At 44.0% G+C, this 12,734-nt stretch carries 5 protein-coding genes; all 5 read left to right on the top strand.

All coding sequences use genetic code 11. The features are described 5' to 3' along the window. The first annotated feature begins 32 nt into the window (after positions 1-32). The 5 genes from AAA970_RS24285 (at position 33) to AAA970_RS24265 (ending at position 12,682) form a co-directional block, all read left to right on the top strand. Positions 33-1,406, top strand: coding sequence for a DUF5018 domain-containing protein (locus AAA970_RS24285; RefSeq protein ID WP_338239492.1), 1,374 nt, complete (start codon positions 33-35; stop codon positions 1,404-1,406). Positions 1,407-1,633: 227 nt separating this feature from the next. Further along, positions 1,634-4,078, top strand: coding sequence for a glycoside hydrolase family 2 TIM barrel-domain containing protein (locus AAA970_RS24280; protein WP_338239491.1), 2,445 nt, complete (start codon positions 1,634-1,636; stop codon positions 4,076-4,078). Positions 4,079-4,473: 395 nt separating this feature from the next. Next, positions 4,474-6,279 (top strand): heparinase II/III domain-containing protein, encoded by a 1,806-nt coding sequence (locus tag AAA970_RS24275; RefSeq protein WP_338239490.1) that lies wholly within the window; start codon positions 4,474-4,476, stop codon positions 6,277-6,279. A gap of 4 nt (positions 6,280-6,283) precedes the next feature. Further along, a complete protein-coding gene (locus AAA970_RS24270) occupies positions 6,284-8,818 on the top strand; it encodes a BNR-4 repeat-containing protein (protein ID WP_338239488.1) in 2,535 nt (844 codons plus the stop codon). 1,401 nt (positions 8,819-10,219) lie between these two features. After that, a complete protein-coding gene (locus AAA970_RS24265) occupies positions 10,220-12,682 on the top strand; it encodes a glycosyl hydrolase 115 family protein (RefSeq protein ID WP_338239487.1) in 2,463 nt (820 codons plus the stop codon). Positions 12,683-12,734 lie beyond the last annotated feature (52 nt).

Raw genomic sequence — 12,734 nt, 5'->3', positions numbered from 1 at the left:
CGACCTATTTATTATTTTTTAATGGTGAAAAAATGAGATCAATCAAATCAATTTTAGCAGGTGTCAGTGTGGCCTTTACTTTTGCTTGTCAGCAGGAACAGGTCGCCTTTACACCGGAAGTTTCTCTTCAGGGCTTTACCCTGGATGAAATTGGAGAGAAGGTAAATGAAGTCTCGGACGGTGGATTGCTCGAAACCAATATTGGGGAAGAAGTCCATTTCAAATTTTCGGGTCATGCAGAAAAAGTAGCCATTTGGCCCGGTGACAGTGTGCTGGATTCCAAAGACTTCATTTCACACAATTATTTGAGTTTCCTGGAAACCGGTGATGTAAGAAAATATAATGGATTCAGCCTGAGCCCTTCTCAGGGAGAGACGGATTATAAATATGTATATGATGTCCCCGGCCTTTACCAGGTACATATAGTGGGCTCAAGTGTGGGCAGCCGGGGAACGGAACTGCAGCAGGATACCACCTCTATTTTTGTTCGCGTTAAAGATCAGGGAAATTACTACAATAGCTTTTTTTCCTTTTCCATTAATAGACTGGGAGATAATTATGGGGTTTTTGAAGCTGAAATAGAGGAAAATGAATTAATCTTTGACCTACCGGGCGGGGTAGACCTGAGTTCTGTGATCGCCACTTTTGACGTAGCGCCTTATTCTAAAGTTTTTGTGGGAGAAACCGAGCAGATCTCTCGCAGAACCAGAAATAACTATGGCCGGTCATTGGAATATAGAATTGTATCTCCAAGAGGTGAGGAGAAATTGATGAAAGTGGTGATCAACCAAAGCGAGATTGAAACAGAAGCCAAAATGCTGACTTACTCCATTAGTGAAACAGGGGAGGAAGCCGTTATTGATTATACCACCAACACGATAAGTTTGCCTTTGGCTTATATGCCGGATGAGCAGGGAAAGATGGAATACACTGCTTTGTTTGAATCTACCCCTTATGCCGTGATTTATGATCGCAATGATGCGGTTACAGTTTCCGGGGATACCAAAGTGAACTATCTGGATTTTGAGAATCCGGTATTTTATAGAGTGGTTTCGGAAGATGGACAAAATGAGCAGATATTCAATGTGGTACTTGACCTTGGCCCTGGTTTAAAGAGCGGCAAAGTGGAGAACCTGATGCCCGCACCTGAATTAACGTTCAACTATATGGAGAAAACAGCAAGCTTTTCCGTATTGAATGGCACGGATATCAGCCAATTAAAATTGACCTTAGAAACGGTTAATGAAGGTTCCACCATCAAATTCACCGAAGAGAATGGTCAGTCTCGACCTTTCGTGAATGGAGAAACAGAGGTGGATTTCTCCGCCCCTGTGGCTTTTGAAGTGACCGATGATCAGGGTCGCAGTATCGTTTACCGCATTTCCACTGTTGTTTTAGGAGCTTAAAAGATCATTGAATTTTAAGCACCATATTTTGGGCGCACATTAATATGGAATCGATGCAAGCCGATTAAAATAATGATAGCGCTTTTTGGGGTGGTCATAGACCTGCAAATTTATCGCCGCCCCAATAGATGTATTGCAGATTGCAAAAATATTGGCCCTGTCATTGGAGGTACCTGCCTCTGATGACAGCCAATTTTTATTTTTTAGACTAAAAATATTTTACCATCGTGAGTAAGAAAAAACACCTTCTTGTCCTCTTGATATTGCTCATAGGACAGCTCATTTCCAATCCTGTTAGTGCGGATAGTGTCAGCACTTATAAGCAAAATTTTAATGCCGGCTGGTTTTTTTATATATCCGATACAATCAATATCCATAATGTTTCTGCCTTATCGGGGGAGTGGGTTTCAGTGCACTTACCCCATGATGCCAACCTGATTGATAAGGAAGATCAGTCCCTATTGGGGCAGCAGAATCCATTACCTGCTCAGCTAAAGGCACCCTATCAGGAGAATTTTGGGGATGCCGGAGATGTGGGTTATTTCCCCCCCGGAACAGTTTGGTATAAAAAAGCCTTCCAGTGGGAGCAGAAAGATAAGGCGGTTTTCCTAAATTTCGACGGTATTCATTCCCAGTCCGAGATTTATATCAATGGCCAAAAAGTGGCGGAAAACACCGGCGGATATACCCCTGTCAACATCGACCTAAGCCAATATTTGGTACAAGGAGAAAATACGCTTTATGTAAAAGCCAGTAATCAGGAGTCGGCTTCCCGCTGGTACGCCGGACTGGGGATTTACAGAGATGTTCATCTGTATGTTTTGCCCAGAAACTATGTGAACCCCTTTAACTTTTTTGTTCGCACTTCCGAAGTGACCACCGATCAGGCAAAAGTACAGGTGGATTTTGAGATTGCGGGGAAAAAACAAAAGTCAAAAAAATTAAAAGCCCGCATTCAGTTATGGAGTCCGGATCAAAAGGTGGTTGCGGAACAAACCATCAAGGTAAATCAACCAGGCAAGCACCAGCTGGACCTGACCGTGGATCAACCACAGTTGTGGGATATTGAGCATCCTTTTCTGTATACCCTTTCCATTGAATTGATCGATAAAGAAGGGAAGGTTCATCAATACAACACCAGAACCGGGATCAGGTCCATTGAATTTTCAGCCGATCAGGGCTTTTTGCTCAATGGGAAAAGTGTATTATTAAAAGGGGGCTGTATTCATCACGACAATGGTTTATTAGGCGCTGCGGCCCATAAAGAAGCAGAATATCGAAAAATTGCCCTGCATAAAAACTTTGGTTTCAACGCTATTCGTACCAGCCATAATCCACCTTCCACGCACCTATTAAATGCCTGTGATGAATTAGGCGTATTGGTCATAGATGAAGCCTTTGATGCCTGGAATCATCCAAAAAGAAAAAATGACTACCACCAATTTTTCGCAGACAACTGGGAAAAAGATATCGAAGCCATGCTCCTGCGCGATCGCAACCACCCGAGTATCATCATGTGGAGCTATGGAAATGAAATCCCGGAACGTTCCCGTCCTTCGGGTATTCAGACAGCCCAGCAACTTTATGATAAAATTCATGCGCTCGATTCCTCAAGATTCATCACTCAGGGAGTTTGTAGTTTTTGGGATAACCCCGATTTGAACTGGGAAGAGCATACGCCGGCTACCTTCGAGCATACCGACGTGGCGGGATACAATTATGAGCCTGACCGTTACGAATCCGACCATGAGAAATATCCTCAGCGCATCATTTATGGAAGTGAATCTTTCCCCAACCAAAGCTTTGACTATTGGAAAAAAGTAGAGCAGTTGCCATATGTGGTGGGGGATTTTGTATGGACAAGCATGGATTATATTGGGGAATCGGGTATTGGAATTTCAAAATATGTGAAGGATTCTATTGAAATTGGTCATCCGCGTCCATGGCCCTGGTACAATGCCTTTTGTGGTGATATTGATTTGATCGGAGACCTCAAACCTCAGGGCCGTTATCGTCAGGTGCTTTGGCAGGAAAGTCCGATAGAAGTGATGGTTCACCAACTGGTGCCGGAAGGACAGTTTGAGCAGATATCACGCTGGGGCTGGCCCAAGGAATTGCCGCTTTGGAGTGGAGTGGAAGGCGATACCGTCACTGTTAATGTTTATGCGCAGGCGGCCGCGGTGGGGCTTTATTTAAATGGGGAACGGATTGCTTTTAAAGATATTGACGGGAATAGTTCCCAGACGGCTACTTTTCAATTGCCTTACCAAAAGGGAAAGTTGGAGGCTGTGGCTTACCAAAATGAGGTAGAAATCGCACGGAAGGCCTTATCAAGCCCTGATGAAAAGGCTACTTTGAAATTCGATGCGGAGTTCAAAACACTTAACAGTACCCGGAAGGAAGTAGGTTATATTCAATTGAGCTTAAGGGATGCCCACGGTACCTTACATTTTTCTGATAGGCCATTGAAAATCACCAAAGCTCAGGGAGTTAAGGTGTTGGCTGTAGGAAACGCTTCTCCCTTCATCGATGGCAGCTTTCTGGATGGTGATTTTCGCTTGTTCCAGGGAAGAGCCCAAATTATTGTGCAGGCAAATGCTCCTGCCTCGAAGGGATTCATCATTGTAACGGACGGAGAAACAGCCTATCGCTGCGATATTGCTGTGGAATAAAAACCGGTTGTGGCGAACAGCCCTGATTGATTATGGCTTCCTTTTTTCAGGTCGGGGCTATCAAAATTTGACAGCCCCATTCCCTTATTACAAGAGGGAAAGGGAGTTTACGGACTAAGCCGGATTATTCATGCTAATAGCCGCTTTTAGCTGCATTTGGGAAAAAGCGAAGTAATTTTTCTTATTTCGTTTTTTTCCCACCTGGCTGTTGAAGGAGGACCAAGCAAGCTAGCCCAATTTGGGCTAATAATAATTCAAGAAAAAATACCACCAATAGACCGAGGCTAAACGCCTGGAGTTGGGACCTTAAATTTGACGGTGATTAATTCGGAATAATGTTGGCTGAGGGGGTAAATCGATAGACTTAATTTTTTTAATCTTGATCCTTAATGACGATGAGAACATTTTTTTTAGTGTTTCTATTAATTTTTTCTTTTTCCACCATCCAAGCTCAAACGCTTTTTGACATTGATAAAATCATTCACGAGCCAAAGTCGGAAGCAAGGATAACCCTTGACCGCCTGATGGTCGAGCAGGCGGATCTGATTTTGGAAATGGAGCCTCCTGTCCATACGGTAAAAGGCCGTCGGTTGCGGTATCTGTCCAATTACGTTCAGATGCTCTCGTATTTGGGTTATGTTTATCAATTAACGGAGGATAAAAAGTACGCCCATAAAGCGGAGGAATTATTACTAGTTTTGGCAGATTATCCGGACTGGAATGAATCCCACTTTTTAGACGTTTCGATGATGACTTTAGCCTCGGCAGTGGGATTGGACTGGACGAGAAAAGGGTTGAAGAAATCCACCATTAAGAAAGTGCAACAGGCCATCATAGCAAAAGGACTGCGGAAGTCAGTGGATATGGAATGTGGCTTTCTGACCAATACCAATAATTGGAATCAGGTAAATAATGCTGGGATGGCCATTGGAGCCATGGCCGTTTGGGATCAGGTTCCCGATTTGGCAGACAGCATCATCCAAAGAGCCAATCAGTACCTGACGATCCCGCAGATGTTATTTTTCCCTGATGGCGTTTACCCTGAGGGCCCTTCCTATTGGGATTATGGCAACGCCTTCCATACCATGTTTTTAGATGCTTATTCGAAAAAATTCAAGGGGAAATCATTAGAAATTTATACACCATATCTCAAGAGCAAAGATTATATTTTACATATGACCGGCCCACAGGGAGTATTTAATTATTTTGATAATAAAGCCATGGATTACGTTTCGGCTCCCTTTCTATGGATGTGTCGATATAGCCGTGACTATGCGGCCATGCACTATCAAAAGAAAATGCTTTGGGAAATCATCGATGGTGAGCGAAGTATTGATCCTTCCGGGCGCCATGATCGGTTTTTCGCCTTTGCGCTTTTGTTTCTCAATGATGAAATGCTGGAGGATTCCAGCGAACAGCTTCCACTCAATTGGGCCGGCATGGGGATAAACCCGGTCAGTGCTCACCGTAGTGGATGGGGCGATCATGATGTATTCATTGCCATAAAAGGGGGGACGCCTAATCAAAGCCATAGCCATATGGATATCGGGACCTTCGTATTGGATGCTAAAGGAAAACGCTGGGTGGATGATTTAGGAAGGCATGAATACCATCCACTGGAAGCGGCAGGCTTAAAAATTTGGGATCATGGGCCGGATAGTGATCGTTGGAAAGTGTTCCGCCTCCGCAATCATGCGCATGCGACCTATGTGATTGATGATCAGCCACAGGATTATTACGGTATGGGAAGAATTATTGAGGTGAACCAGGAACCTGATAATCAAAGTACAATGGTGGACCTGACGGAGTCATACCATCAAAGTGTAAAACAGCTGATTCGTAAACTTTCCCTTCCATCCAGGGAGGAAGTTTTTGTGGAAGATATATTGGTCAATAACGGAGAAAAATCAACCGTAAGGTGGGCATTTCCTACCAAAAGTAAGGTCCGGATAGTGGATGCTAAAACAGCCACTCTCACTCAGGCGAATGAACAAATAAAGGTAGAAATTTTGAGTCCTGTCAATGTCAGTTTTTCAGAATTCTCTGCTCAGCCAATACTCGATTTCGAATCACCCAATCCCGGTTTCCGTATGCTCGGCTTCGAGTGGGAGGTAAAGCCAAATCAAAAAGAAATCGTTAAAGTTCGCTTTGATTTACAATACCCTGATACGAACGAATATTTAAATACAATCAAGAAATAACGTTATGATTTTGACTAATAAACAGCGAATCACGTTTTTTTGCCTGCTGGTTTTTTGTGGTATCTCATTCAGCTGTCATGCCGATAGTACGCCAGAATTGACTTTTTCCATTGAGGAAGTATTGAAGCTTGCTCAAACAAAATATCTGAAGGCCTGTGAAGCGCTTGATATAGAAAAAGGCTTCCCACGAAACGCCCATCCGGACGGTAGCTGGAGGCAAGTATCTGCTGATGACTGGACAAGCGGCTTTTTTCCCGGAACCTTGTGGTATATCTACGAAGGTACCAATGACTGGCGGGTAAAGGATAGGGCTATTCAGTGGACGGAGGCCCTGGAGCCGGTTCAATATATGCATTACCATCACGACATTGGTTTCATGATGTATTGCAGTTATGGCAATGGGCTAAGGTTGATTAACAAGCCCGAATACAAAGAAATTCTGTTGCAATCTGCCCGCACCCTAACCTCTCGGTACAATCCCAAAACGGGAACCATTCGCTCCTGGGACTGGGCCGGAGAACCCGAAAAGCATCCGGTCATTATTGACAATATGATGAACCTCGAGCTGTTGATTTGGGCGGGAAATAATGCTGATAATGCGGTTTTCAAAAATGTGGCAGAATCTCATGCCGATACCACGCTAAAACATCATTTCCGCCCTGATGGCAGTAGTTACCATTTGGTGGTTTATGATGGTTTTAAAGGCGGAGTAAGAGAAAAAAGGACCGTTCAGGGCTATGCAAAGGAAAGTAGCTGGGCGCGTGGACAAGCCTGGGGGATGTATGGCTACACCTATATGTATGCGCATTTTGGTAAGCAGGAGTACCTCCGAATGGCGGAGAAAACCACCCAAAACTTTATCAAGCGATTGCCTTCGGATCAGGTTCCTTTTTGGGACTTTGATGCCCCGGAGATCCCCAACGAGCCGCGAGATGCGGTTTCGGGCGCATTGGGAGCATGCGCTATGTTATCTCTCTACGAGCTTACGGAAAAAGAAGAATATTACCATTCGGCAATTCATATACTTAATGAACTATCCTCTGATCAGTACCTGAATCGTGATCCGGATTTTGGTGGCTTGATTGAGCATAGCACCGGGGCAAAGCCGGCCAATTCTGAGGTGGACGTACACCTGAATTATGCAGATTATTATTATTTGGAAGCCCTATTGCAACTCAAACGACTTACAGCCCAACGTAAAGCGAACACCCTGAATCAACAGACGGACGATTTTCAGGGCATTTGGTATGGGATTGGAAAAACAGCGGATGAGCACAAGTTCAAATACAGCGGGGGCATGGGGACTTATCCCGTAAAGCACCGGCCAATGGCCATTTACCATCAGGAAGCCAACAAAACTTTTTTCACTTACGGAGCTTCCACAACTACCGGTCATACCGACTTGCATCATGCTGTAGCTTATTTTGACCATCAGACAAAAAAGTTATCCAAGCCCACTATTATATTAAATAAAGCCACCGGAGATGCCCATGATAATCCCGTAATTGCTATTGATCAACAGGGCTATGTTTACGTGTTCAGTACTTCGCACGGTAATGATCGTCCATCCTATATTCACAAAAGTAAAAAGCCTTTTTCCATTGAGGAATTTGAGCAAGTGCAGGCCACTAAAAGTTGGAACAAGCGAGCGCGTCCATTTGATAATTTTTCCTATGCACAGGTATGGAATAAACAGGATAGCGGTTTTGTGATGTTCTCCACAAAATATTCCTTTCCTGCGCTGCGCACCATTGGTTATCAGTCCACTACCAATGGTCAGGATTTCGACGCCTTCAAAACCATTGCCGCTTTTGGGGAGGGGCATTATCAAATTACTGGGAATTTTGATAATGTCCTGATGTCGGCCTTTAATTTTCATCCGGTTCAATCTCCTATGGGATCAGGAATTAATCATCGTACTAACCTGTATTTTGTGCAAACAAAGGATGAAGGAAAAACATGGCAAAATGTGCAGGGCGAAACATTGGACCTGCCCTTAGTGGTTAAGGATAATCCCGCATTGATATTGGATCTTGAGCAAGTGGGGCAATGTGTATTTTTGAAGGACATAGGAGTGGACCAGGAAGGGCAGCCAATTATTTTGTTCCTCACCAGTAAGGGGGGCTACCCCGGACCGCAAAATGGCCCTTTTGAATGGCATACCGCAAATTATAATCAGGGAAAATGGCATATTGCAAAAGCGTTTGAATCTGACCATAATTACGATATGGGTTCATTGTATGTGGATCAGGACAAATGGCAAATAATTGCGCCAACAGCGGCCGCCGAAGAACCTTATGCCGTGGGAGGTATAATTGAGCAATGGGAAAGTAAAAATCAGGGCAAGAGCTGGAAGAAAATTAAAGTTTTGACTGCAAAGGATGGGAAAAACCATAGCTATGTTCGTCGACCGGTCCATTATCATCCCGATTTTAAGGCCTTTTGGTTTGATGGTTGGGGCCGAAAGCCGTCTTCCTCTCAATTGTATTATGCGAATGAAAAGGGAGAAGTGTTCGAAAGCATTTCAATCAATAAATAGCCATAGACTCTAAGCCAAATTATTCATAGCTGGCATTAGTGGCTCACTATAAGGAGACGTGAATCAGGGGGGGATGATTTACTTTGCGCTTTTTTTAAAGTCTGAATTGGCCAAGCTTGCGTTGTCCTTCTTTATCTGCTTGCTTGGAAAAAACGAAATGAGAGAATTTTTTCATTTTTTCCGATTAGGAACTAAGCGTGTGATTCAAAACGCACATCCGGCTACGAATTGGAATTATTGGAGGCGATTTCGGATCATTTTTTTCCAATAGCGATGGTATGCGTACAAAATAATCGGCTTTCGTCCCTGCAATACCTCAAATTTTTGCTACTAATTTTGGTTGCTTAAAACACTCCAAACGAGTGTTTTAACAGGGATATTCAATCCAAAAAAATAGCAGCATTCCTGTGGCCTAGGAATTTGGCAGATGTAAAAACCGCTGTCTTGGTTAAAACGACAAAAAAAATAAAATTTTCGATAGGGTGGACTTTCGAGCCGGTGTTTAATAGGTACAGCATCTAAGATGAAGATCTTAGGCCAGCGGGAAACACCAAAAACACCAATTTTCAATTGGAAAACTTTGAGGTTAAACAAGCTGGAGCATATGCCAGATATTCATTAATATTGGATCTTTTTTTAAATTAATATCAATGCGAATTTTTTACTTTCCTTTTTTAATTTTCTTACTGGCGCTTAAGGGCGGTTTATTCCGCTTCAGGCAACGGCAAGGTCGAAATCAAGACCAGGCAATTTTTTCACCGGGACAAAAGCGCAAAGGGATGCACTTGACGAAGGACCTGCTACTGCAAGTTTCATTCCTTTTGCAGCCTGCAATCTTTCGCTTAAAATTGCAGAACGCTTACTGGAGTTAGCCAATGAATAGGGGTGCTGTTCTGCCCGATTCCACTGTTGTTCCTCCGGCTGAATAGTAGCATAACAGCCTGATTTCAGGAGGGAAATATGATGGTTTTGAGCCAGATATAAGACTTAGGCTTTCGCGTCCTGACCACCTTACCGCATTTCTACAAATGTTCTTAGAAAGTAATCCGCTCCCTAAAAGGGGATATTTACTTTCTCTAATGATATCAGGAAGTCTCTTCGGGAGACCCTGTAGTTCAACCTGTTGTTTTGGGATCTTCCTCGGGGAATTTCACTGGTTCCCTCAGGCTAGCCCAAACGCAATGACCATTCATTTGCTGTTTTTTAGAATGGTCGACTTATCGAAATCTTTTCCTCCGGATACGCTGTGGAATATTTCCTGAGCGTTGGGAGGGAGATTTTTCGATAGAACCGTTCAGTACCTCCGACGATGGAGGGCTGGAGGGTGCTGCCGAATGGGGCTATGCATCATTTGGCTTTAATTTTTTCTTGCATTTGACTTTGGAAAATATTTCTTCAATCATGTTTGACAGACTGATTATTGCGCTCTTATTAGGCTTCCTAACCGTGGTGTCCTGCCAGCCGGTCGGGACTAGGCCGACTATAGGGATTTCCGCATCCACTAAAATTATTTTGGATCCGAATGCCGATTCCCTGGTGCATTGGGCCGCCCATACTTTAGCACAAGATTTGGAACATCTTTCCGGACATTCCCCTGCAGTGATCATCAGTACCACGCCCTCGGTCAGTCCGGGGGATATTGTAATTGGTCAGGCGGGTACTTCTCTCGCTAATCAATATTTACCTTCCTCCGTTAAAGATTCTCTGGACGGGGCCTGGGAAAAGTTTTATCTCGGTCAGCAGGAAGGTGCTTTTGTAATTGGGGGAAGTGATGTCCGCGGAACAGTCTACGGGCTATTTGAATTAGCGGAACGACTTGGCATTTCGCCATGGATATGGTGGGCAGATGTTAGGCCGACCTTCAACCCAAACCCGACCTGCAGCTTGCCTGATGAGGGGGTACTACAAGGTCCTGCGGTAAAATACAGAGGGATTTTTCTGAATGATGAAGATTGGGGATTGCAGCCCTGGGCGGCGCATACCTTCGAACCAAACGTGGGGGATATCGGTCCTAAAACCTACGAGAAAATATTTCAATTATTATTACGATTAAAGGCCAATACCATCTGGCCCGCCATGCATGAATCTACCCGTGCCTTTTTCAGTATTAAAGGCAATAAAGCCATGGCGGAGAAATATCATTTTTTTGTCGGTTCATCCCATGCGGAGCCTATGCTCAGAAATAATGTGGATGAGTGGGATACCGAGGCATATGGTCCTTATAATTACCTTTCCAATAAATCAAAAGTAAATGAATATTGGGACGAGCGCGTGAAAGAGGTAAAGCGGGAGAACAGTATTTTTACCATGGGCATGCGGGGAACTCACGACTCCAAAATGGAGGGCGTAAGCTCCAAGCAGGAGAATGTACGGGTTTTGGATGAAATCATCACCACTCAGCGCAAAATGCTCGAAGGCCATTACCAGCTGCCTCCGGATCAAATTCCTCAGGTGTTTATTCCCTATAAAGAAGTACTGGAGGTGTATAACCATGGTCTGCAGGTACCGGAAGATATTACCCTGATGTGGACCGATGATAATTATGGCTATATCCGCAGATTAAGTAATGAAAAAGAGCAGCAACGAAGTGGTGGCGCAGGGGTTTATTATCACCTGAGTTACTGGGGCAGGCCACACGATTACCTTTGGCTGGCCACTACGCAGCCCGGGCTGATTTATTTTGAAATGATGCGAGCCTATCAAAATGGGGCACAAACGATGTGGATAGCCAATGTGGGGGATATTAAGCCCGCAGAATATGATATGGAGTTTTTCCTTGATTTAGCTTGGGATGTGGAGTGCGTTGCGCCCCACAATATTGAGGAGCATCTTTTCCTTTGGGCAAAGCGAGAATTTGGTGCCCCTTATGCGGCAGATATACAAGAGGTGATGAGTGAGTATTACCGACTGGCCATGCTTCGAAAACCCGAATATATGGGCTGGAGTCAAACTGAACCTATTACTCAGGTTCGCCCGACAGCCTTTTCTTCCCCGGAAGAAGTGAATGCCCGCATCAGCGCTTATCGTAAGCTCTATGAACAGGTAGACCGCCTGGCGGAAAGAATCCCTCAGGAAAAAGCAGCAGCTTTTTATCAATTGGTGACTTATCCGGTAAAAGGGGCAGCATTGATGAATGAAAAATTTCTTTTTGCACAACACGCCTTATGGAGCGAAAATGCAGATGACAGGGAGGCCTGGAAGGAAAAGTCAGAGCTGGCTTTTGAAGAAATCAGCCAATTAACGGATTATTATAATGATTCCTTGTCGGATGGAAAATGGCATAAGATGATGTCGATGCAGCCTCGGGAATTACCTGCTTATCAAAAGGTTCCTGAGGATTATTATCATCAGCAACACGCTATGGCCTCCTATAAAGAGCATTTGCCAAAACCTATTTTTGTGAAGGCCAGCGAGATTGCAAAAGACCAATCCATATTGCCCTATCAATGGAAAGCCATTAGTAGCCTGGGTTACAGTGACCGCGCCATGACGCTTTGGCCATTAAAACAAGCTACTTTTGATCAAAACTGGCCCTATCTGGAATATCAGTTTGAAATTGAAGAAGCCGGAGAATATATTATTGAGGTACGGTGTTTACCTACGCATGCCAATAATTTTGATCATCAGATTGCCCTACGGATCAATGGGGAATCATTGGGCGCCCGGCAACTCAATACGAGAGGTAGAAGTGAAGCATGGAAACAAAATGTGCTGCGGAATTATGTGGCCGCCCGCTGGAAGGTGCGTTTGCAGCCAGGTGACCTGCAAAAACTGCAGCTTGCTGTAAATCAGACCGGTATAGTGATCGATCAATGGGCAATATTGCCTTCGGGAGCTGAGAAAGTTTATGAAATTCCGTTATAATTATTATAAATGGGTAGTTTTTAATTTTATTATAATTTATATTAGTATATAA

The organism is Persicobacter diffluens (assembly GCF_036244895.1).
Classification (GTDB): Bacteria; Bacteroidota; Bacteroidia; order Cytophagales; family Cyclobacteriaceae; genus Persicobacter; species Persicobacter diffluens.
This window is presented reverse-complemented; position numbering and strand designations above follow the sequence as displayed.

What these genes read in the sequence shown, in the direction of transcription:
- AAA970_RS24285 (WP_338239492.1), top strand. Translation starts at nt 33, where the DNA reads ATGAGATCAATCAAATCAATTTTAGCAGGTGTCAGTGTGGCCTTTACT.
- AAA970_RS24275 (WP_338239490.1), top strand. Translation starts at nt 4,474, where the DNA reads ATGAGAACATTTTTTTTAGTGTTTCTATTAATTTTTTCTTTTTCCACC.
- AAA970_RS24270 (WP_338239488.1), top strand. Translation starts at nt 6,284, where the DNA reads ATGATTTTGACTAATAAACAGCGAATCACGTTTTTTTGCCTGCTGGTT.
- AAA970_RS24265 (WP_338239487.1), top strand. Translation starts at nt 10,220, where the DNA reads ATGTTTGACAGACTGATTATTGCGCTCTTATTAGGCTTCCTAACCGTG.